At 53.8% G+C, this 18,249-nt stretch carries 17 protein-coding genes and 1 tRNA gene; 12 read left to right on the top strand and 6 right to left on the bottom strand.

Features of this window, described 5'->3' with window-relative positions; genetic code table 11:
• Positions 1–236: 236 nt before the first annotated feature.
• Both QZ280_RS15570 and QZ280_RS15565 read left to right on the top strand, forming a co-directional pair.
• Complete coding sequence (locus QZ280_RS15570; protein ID WP_293445979.1) at positions 237–632, top strand: DUF983 domain-containing protein; 396 nt, start codon at positions 237–239, stop codon at positions 630–632.
• Positions 629–1,351, top strand: a complete 723-nt coding sequence (locus QZ280_RS15565; RefSeq protein WP_293445976.1) for an NUDIX hydrolase — start codon at positions 629–631, stop codon at positions 1,349–1,351. The genes QZ280_RS15570 and QZ280_RS15565 overlap by 4 nt, the downstream gene beginning before the upstream one ends.
• A 75-nt stretch (positions 1,352–1,426) precedes the next feature.
• On the opposite strand, the gene QZ280_RS15560 is transcribed toward QZ280_RS15565, so the two are convergent.
• The 4 genes from QZ280_RS15560 to QZ280_RS15545 are packed head-to-tail and all read right to left on the bottom strand — an operon-like array spanning position 1,427 to position 5,150.
• Positions 1,427–2,332, bottom strand: a complete 906-nt coding sequence (locus QZ280_RS15560; RefSeq protein ID WP_293445973.1) for an EamA/RhaT family transporter — start codon at positions 2,330–2,332, stop codon at positions 1,427–1,429.
• Between the two features lie 18 nt (positions 2,333–2,350).
• Positions 2,351–3,268 carry a fatty acid desaturase gene (locus QZ280_RS15555; protein WP_293445971.1) on the bottom strand — a complete coding sequence of 306 codons (918 nt, stop codon included), beginning with the start codon at positions 3,266–3,268 and terminating at the stop codon, positions 2,351–2,353.
• The gene (locus QZ280_RS15550) at positions 3,265–4,464 is read right to left on the bottom strand and encodes a DegT/DnrJ/EryC1/StrS family aminotransferase (RefSeq protein WP_293445969.1); all 1,200 of its coding nucleotides are present in this window, start codon (positions 4,462–4,464) and stop codon (positions 3,265–3,267) included. Before QZ280_RS15550 ends, QZ280_RS15555 begins: the two co-directional genes overlap by 4 nt.
• A 2-nt stretch (positions 4,465–4,466) precedes the next feature.
• On the bottom strand, positions 4,467–5,150 hold the full coding sequence (locus tag QZ280_RS15545) for an HAD-IA family hydrolase (RefSeq protein WP_293445966.1): 684 nt from the start codon (positions 5,148–5,150) through the stop codon (positions 4,467–4,469).
• Between the two features lie 142 nt (positions 5,151–5,292).
• On the opposite strand from QZ280_RS15545, the gene glmU reads away from it, so the two are divergent.
• From glmU to QZ280_RS15530, 3 genes are read left to right on the top strand one after another with little or no spacing between them, the layout of a single operon-like run.
• Positions 5,293–6,654, top strand: a complete 1,362-nt coding sequence (gene glmU, locus QZ280_RS15540) for a bifunctional UDP-N-acetylglucosamine diphosphorylase/glucosamine-1-phosphate N-acetyltransferase GlmU (RefSeq protein WP_293445963.1) — start codon at positions 5,293–5,295, stop codon at positions 6,652–6,654.
• Positions 6,654–8,474 (top strand): glutamine--fructose-6-phosphate transaminase (isomerizing), encoded by a 1,821-nt coding sequence (gene glmS / locus QZ280_RS15535; protein WP_293445960.1) that lies wholly within the window; start codon positions 6,654–6,656, stop codon positions 8,472–8,474. Before glmU ends, glmS begins: the two co-directional genes overlap by 1 nt.
• Entirely contained in the window at positions 8,471–9,154 is a 684-nt protein-coding gene (locus QZ280_RS15530) for a DNA alkylation repair protein (RefSeq protein ID WP_293445959.1), read from the top strand. Before glmS ends, QZ280_RS15530 begins: the two co-directional genes overlap by 4 nt.
• Here QZ280_RS15530 and QZ280_RS15525 read toward each other — a convergent pair.
• Complete coding sequence (locus QZ280_RS15525; protein ID WP_293445957.1) at positions 9,151–9,639, bottom strand: hypothetical protein; 489 nt, start codon at positions 9,637–9,639, stop codon at positions 9,151–9,153. The two genes, QZ280_RS15530 and QZ280_RS15525, sit on opposite strands and share 4 nt — an antisense overlap.
• A gap of 100 nt (positions 9,640–9,739) precedes the next feature.
• Here QZ280_RS15525 and moaA point away from each other — a divergent pair, with 100 nt between their 5' ends.
• Both moaA and QZ280_RS15515 read left to right on the top strand, forming a co-directional pair.
• On the top strand, positions 9,740–10,747 hold the full coding sequence (gene moaA / locus QZ280_RS15520) for a GTP 3',8-cyclase MoaA (protein WP_293445955.1): 1,008 nt from the start codon (positions 9,740–9,742) through the stop codon (positions 10,745–10,747).
• A gap of 119 nt (positions 10,748–10,866) precedes the next feature.
• A complete protein-coding gene (locus QZ280_RS15515) occupies positions 10,867–11,778 on the top strand; it encodes a pirin family protein (RefSeq protein WP_293445954.1) in 912 nt (303 codons plus the stop codon).
• Positions 11,779–11,781: 3 nt separating this feature from the next.
• On the opposite strand, the gene QZ280_RS15510 is transcribed toward QZ280_RS15515, so the two are convergent.
• Positions 11,782–12,372: a TetR/AcrR family transcriptional regulator gene (locus QZ280_RS15510; protein WP_293445952.1), complete on the bottom strand. Its 591-nt coding sequence runs from the start codon at positions 12,370–12,372 to the stop codon at positions 11,782–11,784.
• A gap of 109 nt (positions 12,373–12,481) precedes the next feature.
• On the opposite strand from QZ280_RS15510, the gene QZ280_RS15505 reads away from it, so the two are divergent.
• The 5 genes from QZ280_RS15505 (at position 12,482) to QZ280_RS15485 (ending at position 17,305) form a co-directional block, all read left to right on the top strand.
• A complete protein-coding gene (locus QZ280_RS15505; protein WP_293445949.1) occupies positions 12,482–12,877 on the top strand; it encodes a hypothetical protein in 396 nt (131 codons plus the stop codon).
• Positions 12,878–12,979: 102 nt separating this feature from the next.
• Entirely contained in the window at positions 12,980–14,272 is a 1,293-nt protein-coding gene (locus tag QZ280_RS15500; RefSeq protein WP_293445946.1) for a homoserine dehydrogenase, read from the top strand.
• Between the two features lie 153 nt (positions 14,273–14,425).
• Positions 14,426–15,394 (top strand): class II fructose-bisphosphatase, encoded by a 969-nt coding sequence (glpX, locus tag QZ280_RS15495; protein WP_293445944.1) that lies wholly within the window; start codon positions 14,426–14,428, stop codon positions 15,392–15,394.
• A gap of 4 nt (positions 15,395–15,398) precedes the next feature.
• Positions 15,399–17,141 (top strand): single-stranded-DNA-specific exonuclease RecJ, encoded by a 1,743-nt coding sequence (gene recJ / locus QZ280_RS15490; protein WP_293445942.1) that lies wholly within the window; start codon positions 15,399–15,401, stop codon positions 17,139–17,141.
• A gap of 89 nt (positions 17,142–17,230) precedes the next feature.
• Positions 17,231–17,305, top strand: a tRNA-Glu gene (locus QZ280_RS15485).
• Positions 17,306–18,249 lie beyond the last annotated feature (944 nt).

Raw genomic sequence — 18,249 nt, 5'->3', positions numbered from 1 at the left:
ATTGTCTCCAGTCTATTCGCCCAAACGCGGGCCTCAAAATATCAGGCGTTTCTTGCCTGCTGTAGTAGGTCAAACGCGGCACGCGAAAACTTCCGTCGCAGTTTTTTCAACTTTTTTGAATTCATCTCGCGACATCGCGCCGCAAGATCACGAAATCCCGTTGAAACAGGGTGCTTTGGTTACATTTCCGTGGCATAGACGTTTTAAATTATCGCGAGTTTTCAGGAGGTCCCATTATGGTTTCAATAAACGAGCAGCACGAAGAGCGGGCCCTTTGGCCCGCATTGCGCCGTGGATGGCGTGGGAAATGCCCCAATTGCGGTGAAGGTCGTGTACTGCACAGCTATCTAAAAATGCGCGAGAGCTGCTCAAACTGTGACCAAGATTTCAGCGCCGCGCGCGCCGATGATGGCCCTGCCTACCTGACAATTTTGATCGTTGGACATATTGCGACGATCTTCATGCATATCGTTTTCGTCCATTTCCGCCCCGAACCAATGGTGCTCTTCACATTGTTTGCAAGCATCGCCGTGTTCTTGTCGCTCTACTTGCTGCCACGCTTCAAAGGCGCAATCGTGGGCTATCAGTGGGCCAAACGCATGTTCGGCTTCGCACATCAGGCCGCAACATGAGCGGCAGTCCACCCATCGACAAAACCGCGATACGCCACGCCAGCACGCTAATTGTGCTACGTGATCGCCACACGGCACCGCGAATCTTGATGGGCCAACGCGGGGCAAAAGCGGCGTTTATGCCGAATAAATTCGTGTTTCCCGGTGGCGCTGTCGATGCCGCAGACCCAGACATCCCACTTGCAGGAAAGATTAATCCACGTTGCCACACGCATCTCACCCAGAAAACCGACGTGGATCGCACACACGCCCTTGGCGTCGCTGCGATCCGTGAACTCTGGGAAGAAACCGGCCTCATCCTTGGAACAAAAGGCATATGGAACAACACTCCGCCTGCTGATTGGACGGGATATGCCGCCACGGGCCACGTACCCGACGCCTCCGCACTTCAATTTGTGTTCCGCGCGATCACACCACCAGGCCGGCCACGCCGCTTTGATGCGCGCTTCTTTCTGATCGATGCAGAGGCACTGCACGGCGATATCGACGATTTCTCAAACGCATCGGATGAGCTTTCCCACTTGCAATGGATTGCACTGGAAGACGTGCGCAAGTTCGATTTGCCCTTCATCACGGAAGTCGTGCTTGCCGAAGTCGCAGGGCGCAGCTCAAAGGAAGCAACGCCAGACAGCGTGCCGATGTTCCTCAACACAGAAGAAGAAAGCCTGTTCCTGCGCCTCGCTGGCAACTCCCCGCTCGAACACGCACTCAAACCATAATCGCTTCTCTGGTCTTTAAATACCTCGGGGGAGTCTGCCCCGCAGACGGGGGCAGCGTCCTTCATCACCCGCAATCTAGCGTGCCACCAAAATCAAAAGCAAAACACTGGCTGACAGAAATCCAATCGCGATACCTTCGCGCACGCTTAGCCGTTCTTTGAATACCAACACAGACACCATTAGCGAAAAGATCAACTCGATCTGCCCCAAGGCTTTCACGTAGGCGGCCGTTTGCAAAGTGAACGCCAAAAACCAGCCCAAAGATCCCCCAAGACTCATCAAACCAATCCAAAGGGCTTTGCGCCTTGCGCCCCAAACTGCTCGAATTTGACCTTGCTCAAAAACGCGCAACCAAAGGCTCATCGCGCCAAATTGCATCAAAGTCACTGCCGACAAGGTCACAGCCGCGCGCAGCAAGGGCGCATCTGCCTCCACTTCTAACGTGGCCGCACGGTAGGTGACACCAGAGATTGCAAACAACAAACCCGATGCCAAACCTAGCCCCGCCGCACGCGTAAACAGCCGCTCTTGCCAAGACCCCTTCGCCTCTGGCGCGCTGGACAGCAGCAAAACACCCGTCAGGCCGACCAAGATCGCCGCCAACCCAAGGATCGAGACTCCTTCGCCTAAGATTATCAGACCAACTAAAGCGGCTTGAACGACTTCGGTCTTCTTGAATGTAATCCCCACCGCGAAATTGCGTTCACGAAACAAAGCAACCACGCACACAGTCGCCAAAATCTGCGCCAAGCCACCAATTGCGCCCATCGTCCAAAACCGCGCATTCAAAGCGGGCAGCTCCGTGTCGCTCGCCACCAACCAAACCGCTAAGACAGTTGCCAATAGCGGGGCAGAATAGGCAAAGCGCGCGAACGTCGCTCCGCCCGTACTCAACGCACTCATGCTCAATTGCTTTTGCAGCATAAAGCGCAACGTCTGAAAGATCGTCGCGCCAATTGTGGCGTAAATCCAAAGTTCCATGGATCTGCCTATGCCTGATCAGCCCTCAGAGGACCAGAACGGATGGGCCACAGGCTCTTTCGCTTTGATGAAATAGCGCCGAAACACATCGCCGTAGGATCGATAGCAATAGCCTTCATTCACCGCCAAGAACCTCTCTTTTCCGCTCTCGTAGAGGACAGGCAGATCATACCAACACACATCAGGGTGCATATGATGCACTGAATGGAAATTATTGTTTAAAAACAAAAATGCGAGAATACCGCGATCTTCGATGATAACGGTTCGTCCGCGACTTAAGGTATGTGCACGATGCTCGAGATACGTGCGGATCTTCAATATTGAGAGGCCTAAATATACCGCAATCAAATAGGCCCAAACAGGCATCGCGCTGATCGCAACAATCCACCAAAGCGGCAAGGTAGCCGCTGGGATATGCCAGATCCATCCAACCAAAACACGGCGATCCCCCGCTTTGATCAGATGCCAATCGCCTCGCATAAAGGCATACTGCCCAATCACAGGACCCACCACCAGGCGACCAAGCAAAGTATTGTTAAAATTCAACAAACCACGCTCAAACTGGTTCAGGCCGGACCACACTTTGGGATCCAAATAACAGCTTTCAGGATCATCGTAGGGATCGGTCAAACGGTTATCTACGTGATGGGCAAGATGCGTGTCACGAAACCGCATGTAAGGAATGGTGAAACTGAGCGCTGGAAAAACCAAAGCCGCGTTCAAGTGAATATTCTTAAACGGATGCCGATGCATAACCTCATGGGTGAGTGACGAATGCAGCGCTATTGAAAGAACCGCCAAGGCAACGCCCAAAGGCATCCAAAATGCCGCAACCCAAGTTGTAGATATCGCAAACAGCGCGTAGCACAGGCCAAGTGTCGCCCAAGTTGGCCACTGATAGCGGCGCGAGGAGGCCCCGTAGGCTTTATGATTCACGAAGCCTGCCCTTGATAAACAGCTGAAATCTCAGCGCAAATAATCCGCGCGATCTGCTGGCAATCTTCAATGCTAAAAGTCAAAGGTAAGCGCATATCCACAATGCCACGCAAAATGTCATCGGTCGCAGGCATCAACTCGGAGGGGGCATAGAGCCAACTGTCATAGCGCGATGTGAACGCGACAGGTTCTGCGCCGCCAAACCACTTCAACTCAACCCCGCGCGCACCACAGCGCGCAATCGCGTCATTCACAGCCACGTCGCTCCACCCTTCCAGCAAGAATTGGATCGACGAACCAACGTAGCTCTCTTTTTCGTGCCGTTTCACCACCGTGAGCCCCAGCGTGTTTTGCAATCCAGCCTCAACAGCGACGTAGCGTTCGTTCCAGCGCGCGACCTGAGTGTCTAAATCTGCCAATTGCGGGCGTAAAATGGCCGCGCGCAAGTGATCCATTCGACCTGAAATATTTGGCGTTTCATATTTAATAGACGCGAACGCCTCTTTGGGTGGTCCAGCCAAGTGCCGCTCAAACAACATGTAGCTGCCCGATAGCATAATCGCGCGCGCCATCAATTCATCATTATCCGAGACTAGCAAACCGCCCTCGCCCGAGTTCACATGCTTGTAGGTTTGACACGAATAACAACCCATCACACCATGACGGCCAGAGAACGTTTCGCCCCACTTCGCACCCATCGTATGCGCGCAATCCTCGATCACAGTGATCCCAGCCGCGTCGCAAATCGCCATTAAACGATCCATGTCACACATATGGCCACGCATGTGGCTCAGCATCAACACATCTGCGAGATCGGCTTTTGCCTCCAAATCCTCCAGATCTATCGTGAGGTCGCGGGTCACGCCCACAAATACTGGCACGCCGCCGACAGCAGCAATCGATCCAGGCACAGGGGCTAATGTGAACGCATTGCTCAGGACTTTGTCTCCCGCCTTCACCCCCACAGCACGCAAGGCTGTCGCCATCGCATATCCACCAGAAGCCACTGCAAGACAGTATTTGGCATTCACAGAGGCTGCGAATTCCTGCTCTAGCAGTGCAGTTTCGCCGTGTTCGCCCTTGGCCACATTGTATCTATGCAAACGACCGGATTTCAAAATTTGAAGCGCCGCTTCGATCCCAGCGTCAGGGATCGGCTCTTGCTGCGTAAAACTGCCTTGAAATTTTTCACACACCTCTAAGATCCCAATAATTTCGTAGCCAAAGCAGGCAAATCAACAAAGTGATCTAGCAAAGCATCGGGTTTCAATGCGCGAATATCCGCTTGCCCCGCAGTCGCACCCGGCCCGAATGTCACCAGTACGCTTGGCACGCCCGCTGCGCGCGCGGTTTTGTGATCCGTAACCGTATCCCCAATCAAGCAGGAGCGTTTTACATCGCCCCCCGCACGCCGCACCGCTTCAAAGAACGGTTCTGGATCAGGTTTGCGCACGGGAAGCGTGTCCGCCCCGATCAAGGAGCCAAACGCATCCCGCACACCCAACTTCGTCATCAGGATCTCAGCCAGATATTCCGGCTTGTTTGTGCAAATTCCCACCTTGAAGCCATCTGAGCGCAACTGCTCTACCGCATCCATCGCGCCGTCATAGAGCTTTGTGTGCACATCAATCGCTTGCTCATAGGCGCGCAACAAAGGCTGATATTGCGCGTTCAAAACTTCTAGATCGGCGGCTTGGCCAGTTTCACGTTCAATCCCAAGCGACAACATCGCACGCCCCCCGCGCAACGCCACGCCCGCATCTATTTCAGGCTTTAGACGCACAGCCATACCTAGGCTCTCAAAACATTTGTTCGCGGCGGCCAAAAGATCGCCGCTCGTATCTGCAAGCGTTCCATCAAGGTCAAAAATAACAGTGCGCATGTGCTCTCCTGCCAGAAACCGCTGACCACTCAAGGTTTAGCGCTTGTTACACCCCGCAATCTTGTGTGATCTCACACGCCTTGCAGCATCTCAAAGTTTAGGTAGAACGAGCCTTAGCAAATTGCAAAGAGTATTCCCTATTATGAGCATTGCTCTGATTATCCTTGCCGCTGGCAAGGGCACCCGAATGAATTCTGATCTGCCCAAAGTTTTGCATCACATTGCGGGCGCACCAATGCTGGTGCACGCGATGAAAAGCGGTGCAACTTTAGATCCTGCGAAAACGATCATCGTCGCAGGTCACGGCGCTGAACAGGTCAGCGATGCGGCAAAAGCGTTTGATGAGACTGTAGACGTGGTTTTGCAGACCGAGCAGTTGGGTACGGCGCACGCGGTAGCTCAGGCGAAAGAGGCTCTGTTTGATTTTGACGGTGATGCTCTGGTTCTTTACGGAGATACACCCTTCATCAGTCCCAAAACGTTAGAGCATATGACCGCAGCACGTGCGGGCCATGATGTTATCGTCTTGGGCTTTGAAGCCGTTGATCCGGGCCGTTATGGACGTCTATTCATGAAAGGTGAGAACCTTAAAAAAATCGTGGAATTCAAAGATGCATCAGATGAAGAGCGCCAAATAACCCTCTGTAACAGCGGCGTTATCTGCGCAAGCTCAGCCGTACTTTTTGATCTTATCGCTGCGGTTAGAAACGACAATGCCTCTGGTGAATATTACCTCACCGATATTGTCGAAATTGCCCAAAGAAAAGGTCTGAGTGCGACCTCAGTGACCTGCGATGAGAGCGAAACGCTTGGTGTAAATTCCCGCGTCCAACTCGCAGAAGCCGACGCAATCTTTCAAAGCAAAGCACGTGTCGCGTTGATGGAAGCTGGCGTCACATTGCACGCGCCAGACACGGTCTATCTGTCCCACGACACACATATTGGTCCTGACACGATCATCGAACCGAACGTTGTATTTGGCGCTTCGGTAACGGTTGAGAACGGCGCAAATATCCGTGCGTTCAGTCACTTAGAGGGCTGTCACGTCAGCCGCGGCGCGACTGTTGGCCCCTACGCTCGCTTGCGCCCAGGAACAGAACTTGCTGAATTTACCCGTGTTGGCAACTTCGTTGAAATCAAGAATGCAGTGATTGATGAGGGCGCGAAGGTTAATCACCTGTCCTACGTCGGTGACGCCCATTTGGGTGCGCGCGCGAACATCGGAGCGGGCACAATTACTTGCAACTATGACGGCGTGATGAAGCATCATACGGAAATCGGCGAAGACAGCTTTATCGGGTCTAACACCTTGCTGGTCGCCCCTGTTGTTGTCGGCTCAAATGCCATGACGGCAAGCGGCACTGTGATTACACAAGACGTGCCTGATAATGCTTTAGCGATTGCACGTAGCAAACAAATCAACAAAACAGGCTTAGCAGTTAAATTGTTCGATATTTTAAAGAAAAAGAAAAAGAAAAATATTAGTAAAAAAGAGGTGTCATAATGTGCGGAATTATTGGAGTGCTTGGACAGCACGAAGTGGCACCAACTCTTGTCGAAGCGCTTCGTCGCCTCGAATATCGTGGCTATGACAGCGCGGGAATTGCAACTGTCAACAATGGCGTACTTGATCGGCGCCGCGCTGTTGGTAAATTGGTTAATCTCTCTGACCTTCTGGTGCACGAACCGCTCGCGGGCAAGTCAGGTATCGGCCACACCCGCTGGGCCACGCATGGAGCGCCGACAACGGACAACGCGCACCCCCACCAAGCTGGTCCCGTCGCTGTCGTGCACAATGGCATCATCGAAAACTTTCGCGAATTACGTGTAGAACTTGCAGGATACGGCATCAGTTTCGTCACCGAGACGGATACAGAAACCGTTGCTCTGCTCACGCAACACCACATGGAAAGCGGCCTTAGCCCGGCTGACGCGGCTGAAAAGACAATTTCCCGGCTAGACGGTGCGTTTGCTTTGGCGTTTTTGTTCTGCGGCGAAGAAGACCTGATGATCGCCGCGCGCAAGGGCTCGCCGCTTGCCATTGGGCATGGCGCTAAGGAAATGTACATCGGCTCCGACGCGATCGCATTAGCCCCTTTAACCAATCGTATCACATACTTAGAAGAAGGCGACCGCGCCGTTCTGACCCGCGACAGCTTGCGCATATGGGACAGCGAAGGTCATCAAGTCGGGCGCGAAATGCACGTTATCAAGATTGATACAGCCAAGGTCGATAAGACTGGTTTTGATCACTATATGGCGAAAGAAATCGCAGAACAGCCAGCCGTTGTCGGGGCCGCCGTGAATAACTATCTCCCTGTAGGCAATGATAAAATCTCTCTGCCCGGTGGTAATATTGATTTCTCAAAGATTGAACGTTTGAGCATGGTCGCCTGCGGCACTGCCTTTTATGCATGCCTTACCGCAAAATACTGGTTTGAAAAGCTTGCGCGCATCCCAGTTGAAGTCGATGTGGCCTCAGAATTTCGCTACCGCGAACCGCCGATCCCCAGTCAAACCGCTGCTTTGTTCGTCAGCCAATCCGGTGAAACTGCTGACACACTGGCAGCGCTGCGCTACTGTGCGGGTAAGGCCGACAAGATCCTGTCTGTGACCAACGTTGCGGAAAGCTCCATCGCGCGTGAAAGCGATCAGACCTACCCGATTTTCGCGGGTGTCGAAATTGGCGTGGCCTCAACCAAAGCGTTCACGTGCCAGCTTACCGTTTTGGTATCATTGGCGCTAAAAGCTGCGCAAGATCGCGGTACGATGTCTGAAACAGAACTGAAAGACGCAGTCGACGCAATCCGCTCTGCGCCCGGACTTTTGAACGTTGCACTGGAGCAAACTGATGCAATCAAGCGCCACGCGCGAAAACTTGCAGAGGCACGCGACATCTTGTTCCTAGGACGTGGCTTGATGTATCCAATTGCCCATGAAGGTGCGTTAAAATTAAAAGAAATCAGTTATATACATGCAGAAGCTTATGCATCAGGAGAGCTCAAACATGGCCCTATCGCGCTGATTGACAAGAAGGTTCCGGTTGTCGTTCTAGCGCCATCAGACGAGCTCTACGAAAAGTCCATTTCCAATATGCAAGAGGTCATGGCCCGCTCTGGCAAAGTGCTTTTGATCTCTGACCGTAAGGGGTTGAAACAAGCGGGCGATGTATGGGGGGAAATCGTGATGCCCCAGTGTGATCCTTTGATCACGCCGATCATCTACTCTATCCCCGCCCAACTTCTGGCTTATCATACTGCTGTCGTCAAAGGCACAGATGTGGATCAGCCGCGCAACCTTGCGAAGTCTGTGACTGTCGAATGACCCTTGAAGAAGCCCTTGACGCATTGAGCGCACGTATCGAGCCAGGTCGGGCAGACGGCATGGCAAAATACCACAAGGGCAAACGTGAGTATCTTGGCATCGCCAACCCTGATGTGAATGAGCTCACAAAGAAATGGCGCTCCGATCTCGATGTAAACTCGCGCGTGTGCCTTGCTAAAGAACTGTGGTACTCGGATATTTTTGAAGCGCGCTTAGCGGCCTCCAAGCTTTTGACACAGGCACGCATACGACCTGATGATGCAGCTTGGGAGTTGATCAAAAGTTGGGTACCAGATTTTGACAGCTGGTCCATCGCTGATCACGCCTGCATGGCGGGACAAAAACGGCTGGTCGCGGATCCTACGCGATTAGATGAGATTGAGGCTTGGACAACCTCGGATCACATGTGGACACGACGCGCGGCCTTGGTGATCACCCTGCCATGGACCAAGCAAAACAATCCAAAGCAAGCAGAACTGGACGCGCGGGAGCGCATTTTGGGTTGGGCTTCAAGCTACGTCGACGATCATACCTGGTTTATCCAAAAATCGATTTCATGGTGGCTGCGCCAGCTGGGCAAACACGATGCCGCGCGTGTAAGCTCTTTCCTTGACCAATACGGCGACGCGATGAAGCCCTTTGCGCGCAAGGACGCGGCAAGAGAGCTACCCAAGGCTTAACCACCTGAAAAGACTTCAACTTCGGGGAGTTCGGTTAAGGGCGCTTCGATCAAGCGGAACGCGGCGAGGGACAAACGACTTCCTGCGGATCCTGCGCCCTCGATCGGAATCAGATCAATCTGCACGGATTTGCCAGTACCAGGATAAACCACACGGCCTTTTCCAGCGGCACTCACCAAAGGGGTCTTGATCCAAAATCCAGCTTGGGTCAGATCGCCAAGCGAAACAACCGTCAATCCAAGCCGCTTTTCAACGGCTTCTACAGGAACCGCTGCAGCCTCTTCACGCTCTTGCGTGGTTGTGACATCAAACTCTTCCGCCGTGCGTGCCGTTTTTGGAACAACACGACCGAAACCGGCAGGACGCACTTTTGGACGCAATTTATCACTTTTAAGAACAACTATTTCAGGGGCGTCCACCTGTTTAGGGGCCTGCGCACAAGCAGAAAGCGTTAAAATTGCAGCAAATAATAGGATACGAGTCATGAAGGCATGATTAAGCCCTCCAGCGCAGAACGCAATAACGTGTGCGCACCTTAACGGAACTCCTCTTGCAGTGCTTCGGTGCGCGCATTAGCTTATGCTCATGAACGCACCCTTGATTGACCCTTTCGCCCGCGCCATCACCTATTTGCGCGTCTCTGTGACAGATCGTTGCGATTTTCGCTGCGTCTATTGCATGAGCGAAAACATGCAGTTCTTGCCCAAGAAAGAACTGCTGACCCTCGAAGAGTTAGAACGCATGTGCTCCACATTTGTGGATCTCGGCGTGAAAAAGCTGCGCATCACGGGGGGTGAACCGCTTGTGCGGCGTGATATTATGACATTTTTCCAAAGCATGAGCCGCCATTTGGACAGTGGTGCGCTGGATGAACTCACGCTCACCACTAACGGAAGTCAGCTCGCACGTTTTGCAGAGCCACTGTATGCCGCAGGCGTGCGCCGCGTGAACGTATCCCTTGATACGTTGGACGAAGAGAAATTCGCCCGCGTGACCCGTTGGGGCCGTTTGACACAGGTTTTAAAAGGGATCGACGCGGCTCAAACGGCTGGCTTGAAAGTGAAAATCAACGCGGTTGCGCTGAAGGATTTCAACGAAGACGAGCTGATTACAGTGACAGAGTGGTGTGCAAGCCGTGATATTGCGCTGACATGGATTGAAGTGATGCCGATGGGCGATCTTGGAAATGAGGATCGTGTGGGGCAATATTGGTCGCTGAAGGATCTTCGCACGCAACTCGCAGAGCGCTATACGATAACCGAACTCAGCGAACGCACGGGCGGCCCTGCGCGCTATGTGCGCTTGGAGGAGACGGGTCAGAAGATCGGCTTCATTACACCGCTCACGCACAATTTCTGCGAAAGCTGTAATCGCGTGCGCTTGACCTGCACAGGCGAGCTTTATTTGTGCTTGGGTCAGGAAGACATGGCGGATCTGCGCGCGCCTTTGCGCAGCAACCCGAAAGACAACGCGCCTCTAAGGCAAGCGATACATGATGCTATCAGTTTGAAACCGAAGGGCCATGATTTCGACTATTCACGCCAGAAAGCAGATGGCCAAGTCACACGGCATATGAGCCACACAGGCGGCTAGGTCCGGTAGCCTAACGCGCTGCGTATTGTGCGTCAGTGCACGCATGCTGATCTTGTGTGCAGAATTGTGCTATCCCACTGAAAGCTCTACATCCTCCCAAACGTCAATAGGAGGTCGACATGTCCGTCAGTTCCCGCTTTGAAACATCACAAGCCACGCCAACCCTGGAAGGGGCTGGCGTTCACCTGCACCGCGCCTTCGGCTTTCAGGATCCGACCGAGCTGGATCCTTTTCTCCTTTTCGACGATTTTCGCAGCGACCACCCTGACAAGTTTGAAAAGGGCTTTCCTTGGCATCCACACAGAGGCATCGAAACGATCACATATGTTTTGAATGGCACAGTCAATCACGAGGATAGCCTTGGCAACACAGGCGCGCTCGGAGCAGGCGATGTGCAATGGATGACCGCAGGCTCCGGGATCATGCATCAGGAAATGCCACATGGGAACGCGCAGGGCCAAATGCATGGGTTTCAACTTTGGGCGAACTTGCCCTCCTCCCTCAAAATGACAGCGCCTCGCTACCAAGACGTTGAAAGTAAAGAGATCCCCGAGATCATTGATGACGACGGCACGCGCGTCAAAGTCGTCGTCGGCGAATTCTGGGGCAAGCGTGGTCCCGTCGATGGCATCGCCGCAGACCCACAATATCTTGATGTCTTCGTGCCTGCTGGTGTGAAGAAAACCTTCAAGCTAAGCCACCACAGACGTGCGTTCGCTTATGTCTTCGAAGGCAGTGCTGCCTTCGCGGATGCTTCTGCACCGATGGGGGTGCTCTTGGAAAAGGAAGTTGGCGGCAAAGAGGTCAATATCCGTGACCTGACCGGCAACCGCACGCTCGTGAAATTTGGAGCGTCCGAAGAGGTCACGGTTCAAGCTGGTGATACTGGTGTACGCTTTTTGCTAATCTCGGGACAGCCGCTGAAGGAACCTGTCGCGTGGCATGGGCCAATCGTGATGAACACCCGCGAAGAGCTAATGCAAGCCGTCAAAGAGCTGCGCAACGGCACATTTATTAAGCCCGCGCACTAAACCTCATGTAAGCCGAACCGCATTGCGCACCATTTGCCAATAAATGTCCTCAACCTCGCTCCGGCTAAGCGCGCCGCTGTCACGATACCATGTGGTCACCCCCGTGAGCATCGCAATGACAGCGCGCGTGGCGACCTTTAAATCGGTCACATCAAACACCCTCTCGGCCAACCCATCGTGCAAAATTTGCGTCAATTCCCCTTCATAGCGGGTGCGCAAAGTCTCGATCTCCACGAAATTGTCATCACTCAGATTGCGCAGCTCCATATAGGCAATAAAAACCGCATCAGGGCGATCCAAATGAAACCCGATGTGAAACCGCGTGAACGCTTCAAGTGCTGCCAGCGCGCTCTGGGCAGGCTTTTGCGCACGCCGCGCGGCCAGCAGATCATCCATATGTTGCTTCATTAGCTCGAACAAAAGTGCCTGCTTGTCGGGAATATAGTTATAAAGCGCGCCCGCCTGCACGCCCACGACCGCCGCGATTTGGCGCATGGAAACGGCAGCATAGCCATGTTGCGCAAACAAGCGCTGCGCCGATGCGCGAATTTTTGGCCCTGTTGAGGCCGAATGAGATCCTTGAGTACGTGCCATTCAAAGACGTTAACTGAACATCCGTTCAGAAAAAACCCAAAACCGTCACACCCTTGTCAGTCCCAGCGCTCTGCGCCAAAAGACGGGGACCTTGTTGGAGTGCACGTCTATGAGCTTTCGTCTCCGCCCCACCCTTTTGATCGCTGTGCTTTTTTGTGCAGCCCTTCCTGCGTGCAAGAAATTCCCGGAAATCGAAATTTCAGAGGCGCAATTTACCAGCAAAACCCCCTATCCCAAATTCGTCCCCCTCGACATTCTCTTGAAAGAACCCGAAGCGACGATCACGGATGAGGTTGAAGACGATCTCACCAGCCGTCGCGATACGCTTCAAAGCACGCCCGTTGCGTCCGCTGCACAGACGGAAATGGCGAATGATCCCATGCTTGATCGTCTCGATGCGCTGCGTGCTCGTCGCAAAGCGCAAACTGCAGCTGATCCGATTATCGATGATGCGCTACGCAAACGCATGGAAGGTGGGATAAACCCGCCAACTCTGCCAGAATAATCGTTGAAATCTGCGCAAAGCTTCATTGCACAGACGCCCGCACAGCAGTAAAGCCAACAGAACGAGCCGCCTCGCGCGCACCCATTTGAAGGAGCCCACCTCATGAGCCAAAATTCCCCTCTCCGTCTTGGAATTGCAGGTTTGGGTACGGTCGGCACCGGCGTGGTCAAAATAATCCGCCAGCAAGCTGCCCTTCTCAGTGCGCGCGCAGGACGCGGCGTTGTAATTTCAGCCGTCAGCGCGCGGGATCAATCGCGCGACCGTGGAGTTTCACTTTCAGGCTATGCTTGGGAAACTGATGCGGTCGCCTTGGCCAAACGCGACGATGTGGATGTTTTCGTCGAACTGATCGGTGGCGACACGGGCGTTGCGAAAAACGCGGTCGAAGCCGCCCTCGCACTTGGAAAAGATGTGGTCACCGCCAACAAAGCCTTGCTCGCGCATCACGGCCAAGCTCTCGCGCAAATGGCTGAAGCGAACGATAGCATTATCCGCTACGAGGCTGCCGTTGCAGGTGGCATTCCAGTGATCAAATCCTTGCTCGAAGGTCTAGCAGGCAATGAGATCACCCGAGTGATGGGCGTGATGAACGGCACTTGTAACTACATCCTGACCAATATGGAAAAGTCGGGCCGCGGCTACAACGCCCTCTTTGATGAATGCGCGGAGCTTGGCTATCTGGAGGCGGATCCCAACCTTGATGTGGGTGGGATTGATGCGGGTCACAAACTGGCGCTGCTCGCCTCGATTGCTTTTGGCACGCAGGTTGATTTCGACGCGGTCGAACTCGAGGGCATCCAACGGATCGAACTCCAAGACATAAATCACGCCGCTGACATGGGCTTTCGCATCAAATTGCTGGGTGTCACCCAAATGACAGGACGCGGTTTGGAACAACGCATGACGCCTTGTCTCGTGCCCTCCGCATCTCCACTCGGTCAGCTTGAAGGAGGCACCAATATGATGGTGATCGAAGGTAATTACGTCGAGCAAATCGTACTGCGAGGGCCAGGCGCGGGCATGGGACCCACGGCCAGCGCGGTAATGGGCGATGTGATGGATATCGCACGTGGCATCCGTATTCCCACCTTCGGCATTCCCGCAAATCAACTACACAAATCCACTTCGGCAAAGGCCGCTAGCCCCGCGCCTTTCTATTTACGCGTTGGCCTCAAAGACAAGCCTGGTGCAATGGCGAAGATTGCGACGATCCTCGGCGAGGCAGGGATTTCCATTGATCGTATGCGCCAACTTGGCCATGCGGATGAAACCGCGCCAGTGTTGATCGTGACGCATAAGTGCATGCGCCAAACCCTTGATGAAGCACTGACGCAAATCGGCAAAAGCAATGTGGTGGCAACTCCCCCAGTCGCGCTGCGTATCGAAAACCTCTAAGGTTCTACAGCCTTCTATGGTCTGAAAATACCGCGAGAGAGCGCGAGAAGGCTGACCCTCTCACTCCCATCCTCAGAGCCAAGCCCCAGTATCTCTTCTTGCAAGCCCAGCGTCGCTAGGTCACTCTGAGACAAGCGAAGAAAGACCACTCCAATGAACAATTCTGTCGATTTCAATGACCGCATGCTCTCCCTCGGCCTCGCGCGCGTGGCCGAACAAGCCGCGATTGCGTCCGCTAGCTTGATCGGGCGCGGCGATGAAAAAGCGGCAGACCAAGCTGCAGTCAATGCGATGCGCGAACAGCTCAATCTGCTAGAGATCGCGGGTGTCGTTGTGATTGGCGAAGGCGAACGCGATGAAGCGCCCATGCTCTACATTGGTGAAGAAGTCGGCACAGGTTCCGGACCTGCTGTCGATATAGCGCTTGACCCGCTGGAAGGCACAACGCTCACCGCTAAGGATATGCCCAACGCATTAACCGTGATCGCGATGGGCCCGCGTGGCTCCATGCTGCACGCGCCTGATGTCTACATGGACAAACTCGCGATTGGTCCAGGATTCGCAGAGGGTATTGTCGCCCTAGATATGCCCTACGCCACGCGCGTTTCAGCGTTAGCCACGGAAAAAGGATGCGCGCCGTCCGACATTACTGTGTGTATGCTGGAACGCCCACGTCATGAGGAAATGATCGCTGAAGTACGCTCTACTGGTGCTTCAATCCGCTTGATCACCGACGGTGATGTGGCAGGCGTAATGCACTGCGCTGAATCTGATCTTACGGGTATCGACATGTATATGGGCACAGGCGGCGCACCCGAGGGTGTGCTCGCCGCATCCGCACTGAAATGCATGGGTGGTCAAATGTTTGGCCGGCTTTTGTTTCGCAATGACGATGAGCGTCGCCGCGCCAGCAAAGCGGGCATCACAAATTACGATCGCATCTACACGCGCGATGATATGGTCACTCAGGATGTCATATTCGCAGCCACAGGCGTCACAGGCGGTACTTTGTTGCCTGCGATCAAGCGCGAAGTCGGCTTTATCACCACCGAAACGCTGTTGATGCGCTCAAAAACTGGCTCGGTGCGTCGCATGACTTACCGCCTGCCAGTAGCCGCCTGAAAGTATGGGACCCTTTCTTAACGTCAAGCGTTCTTTGACAGGCCGCCGTTGGGTCGGTCCCGATATCGAAGTCGCGCGCCAAGGCGAAGCGATTGCCCAAGCCACGGGCTTGCCGGCTCCCTTGTGCAATGTGCTCGCCAAACGCGGCGTCGCGCCGCAAGATGCTGACGCTTTTCTTGCACCAACTTTGAAGGATCTGTTACCTGATCCACGCTCCCTCAGGGACCTGGAAAAGGCCACAGCGCGCATTCTCACCGCCGTCAAAGCCCGCCAGAAAATCGCAATCTTCGCAGATTATGATGTGGATGGCGGCACTTCTGCAGCGCTGATCATTGACTGGCTGCGCCATTTCGATCAATCCGCAACACTCTATATTCCTGACCGTATCGACGAAGGCTACGGCCCAAATGACGAAGCTATGGCCATGCTCGCCGCAGCACATGATCTGATAATTTGCGTCGATTGCGGAACTCTGTCTCATGGCCCCATAGCCGCCGCAGTCGGGGCAGACGTGGTCGTTCTTGATCACCATTTGGGTGACGAAACCCTACCTCCTGCGCATGCTGTCGTGAACCCGAACCGCGCCGATGAAACCGGTGATCTCGCGCATCTCTGTGCCGCTGGCGTTGTGTTCTTGATGCTTGTTGAAGCGGGCCGACAACTTAGAATCGACAACGTAAATGGCCCTAACCTTCTGAATATGCTTGATCTTGTTGCGCTTGGCACCGTTGCGGATGTTGCGCCTTTGATCGGTGTGAACCGCGCCTTGGTGCGCCAAGGTCTCACGGTGATGGCGCGCCGCGAACGCACAGGGATCACCGCGCTCGCCGATGTCTCACGCATGGACACAGCACCCAGTTCGTATCACCTTGGCTTCCTACTTGGCCCACGTGTCAATGCAGGTGGCCGTATTGGCAAGGCCGATCTCGGCGCGCGCCTGCTTGCCACACGCGACCCACATGAGGCCAAAGCCATGGCTGAGCGCCTTGATATGCTCAACACCGAACGCCGCGAGATCGAAAACAACGTTCGCGCCGCCGCGTTGGAGCAAGCGGAAGAACGTGGCTTTGACGCGCCACTCGTTTGGGCCGCGGGTGAAAGCTGGCACGCTGGCGTCGTTGGTATCGTCGCCTCTCGCCTCAAGGACGCAGCACATCGCCCTGCTATTGTCATCGGGTTTGACGGCGATGCGGGCAAAGGATCAGGTCGCTCGATTTCTGGCATAGATCTGGGGGCTGCAATTCAAAAACTCACACACGAAGGTCTCATCGAAAAAGGTGGTGGCCATAAAATGGCAGCAGGCCTCTCGCTTAGTCGCGCGCAGCTGGAACCCGCTATGGCCCGCCTGTCCGAATTGATGGCAAAACAAGGCGCAGGCGATGCAGGTCCCGCTGATCTGCGCCTTGATGGCATGCTTATGCCCGGTGCCGCCCAGATCGAATTGATAGAACAGCTGGAAAAAGCAGGCCCTTTCGGCGCAGGCGCCCCTGCTCCGCGCTTTGCCTTTCCCGATGTGGAGCTCAAGCTCACCAAACGCGTTGGTGAAACCCACCTTAAGATCAGCTTTGGCGACGGTCTTGGCGCGCGCATCGATGCGATTTGCTTTGGCGCGCTGGACACGCCTCTTGGTCCAGCTTTAGAGAATCATGCCGGCAAACGCTTCCACCTCGCAGGCCGTCTGGAGGTCAACTCATGGGGCGGACGTCAAAGCCCACAATTGCGTTTAGAAGACGCCGCTCCTGCGTAATTTAAGCACCAAAAACTTCTAAACAAAACCTGATTTTACCTCTTGCGCGGCTCTGCGACTTTGCCTAAACGTCTCTCACGCCACAGTGCGTCCCGTTCGTCTATCGGTTAGGACGCCAGGTTTTCAACCTGGAAAGAGGGGTTCGATTCCCCTACGGGATGCCAGTGGCATCTTATAGTTTATTTATATAAGAATTAGCGTTAATTTTTGCAGTTACTTTCTGTAGGTTTTTCCCGTAGATTTTCCCATTCGGCGACGGTTTATGACTACTCAGCGAAGACCAATCTCTTCCATCGACTTGTATCAGCCCCACAAACTAAACAACGGTTGGAATAAACTGGCGACCTACCCCCCTAGTCCATTTATACACTTCTCTGTGCTTCTACCAAAATGCCTTCATACGCTGGACTCCGATGGTCTAGCCCTCAAGAAACTTCGCGAGGCAATCAACAACTTGGACTGGTCGTCACACTAGAGATGGGCCTAAGGCTCACACAGACGCACGTACAGGCTCATCTAGACGATTACATACCTGCATTACCCTGACACCACAGCCCCTGCATAGGGCGCTCTGACGGACCTCATGGGTAGTTGTTTCGACTCTGGTGGCTAGGATTAAGTCAGCAATCTTGTAGCTGGACTTATGACCACATTCGCTGCACATGAGGTCCGTGCGTTTGTCAGATACCGCAGATAGCTTTGTGTTCATGGAAACAGCCTAAAGACGTTAGGATAACGTAAGCCTTAGCCAGTAAGGTCATCGCTTAGTTGGACGATTTGGGCCGTCTTGTGGCTCTCTCCATCCGAGTGCCAATATAACAAACACTAGCGCAAACACACTGCTGCCAACCAATGCTATACTACCTTTTTCAAGCTCAAACACTACGGAGGATACACCTACTGATAGCAAGCCAAACATTGCAGCGAGGACTATCATTCCAGTAAGTTTTGGGGCCGTATTTTTCATAACGAATGCCTTCCATATTTTACAACAAGTGCCTCATGATGCCATAAAATACGCGGGAAATATATATAGAATTACGCAGTTAAGTTTTTATCTTGGATTCATGCGGGCAAACCAGCCCAAGCGGATTCACCTGCGTATTTT

The sequence above is a fragment of the Planktotalea sp. genome, from assembly GCF_018607995.1.
Classification (GTDB): Bacteria; Pseudomonadota; Alphaproteobacteria; order Rhodobacterales; family Rhodobacteraceae; genus Planktotalea.
This window is presented reverse-complemented; position numbering and strand designations above follow the sequence as displayed.

What these genes read in the sequence shown, in the direction of transcription:
- QZ280_RS15570 (WP_293445979.1), top strand. Translation starts at nt 237, where the DNA reads ATGGTTTCAATAAACGAGCAGCACGAAGAGCGGGCCCTTTGGCCCGCA.
- QZ280_RS15565 (WP_293445976.1), top strand. Translation starts at nt 629, where the DNA reads ATGAGCGGCAGTCCACCCATCGACAAAACCGCGATACGCCACGCCAGC.
- QZ280_RS15560 (WP_293445973.1), bottom strand. Translation starts at nt 2,332, where the DNA reads ATGGAACTTTGGATTTACGCCACAATTGGCGCGACGATCTTTCAGACG.
- QZ280_RS15545 (WP_293445966.1), bottom strand. Translation starts at nt 5,150, where the DNA reads ATGCGCACTGTTATTTTTGACCTTGATGGAACGCTTGCAGATACGAGC.
- glmU (WP_293445963.1), top strand. Translation starts at nt 5,293, where the DNA reads ATGAGCATTGCTCTGATTATCCTTGCCGCTGGCAAGGGCACCCGAATG.
- glmS (WP_293445960.1), top strand. Translation starts at nt 6,654, where the DNA reads ATGTGCGGAATTATTGGAGTGCTTGGACAGCACGAAGTGGCACCAACT.
- QZ280_RS15530 (WP_293445959.1), top strand. Translation starts at nt 8,471, where the DNA reads ATGACCCTTGAAGAAGCCCTTGACGCATTGAGCGCACGTATCGAGCCA.
- QZ280_RS15525 (WP_293445957.1), bottom strand. Translation starts at nt 9,639, where the DNA reads ATGACTCGTATCCTATTATTTGCTGCAATTTTAACGCTTTCTGCTTGT.
- moaA (WP_293445955.1), top strand. Translation starts at nt 9,740, where the DNA reads ATGAACGCACCCTTGATTGACCCTTTCGCCCGCGCCATCACCTATTTG.
- QZ280_RS15515 (WP_293445954.1), top strand. Translation starts at nt 10,867, where the DNA reads ATGTCCGTCAGTTCCCGCTTTGAAACATCACAAGCCACGCCAACCCTG.
- QZ280_RS15510 (WP_293445952.1), bottom strand. Translation starts at nt 12,372, where the DNA reads ATGGCACGTACTCAAGGATCTCATTCGGCCTCAACAGGGCCAAAAATT.
- QZ280_RS15505 (WP_293445949.1), top strand. Translation starts at nt 12,482, where the DNA reads ATGAGCTTTCGTCTCCGCCCCACCCTTTTGATCGCTGTGCTTTTTTGT.
- QZ280_RS15500 (WP_293445946.1), top strand. Translation starts at nt 12,980, where the DNA reads ATGAGCCAAAATTCCCCTCTCCGTCTTGGAATTGCAGGTTTGGGTACG.
- glpX (WP_293445944.1), top strand. Translation starts at nt 14,426, where the DNA reads ATGAACAATTCTGTCGATTTCAATGACCGCATGCTCTCCCTCGGCCTC.
- recJ (WP_293445942.1), top strand. Translation starts at nt 15,399, where the DNA reads ATGGGACCCTTTCTTAACGTCAAGCGTTCTTTGACAGGCCGCCGTTGG.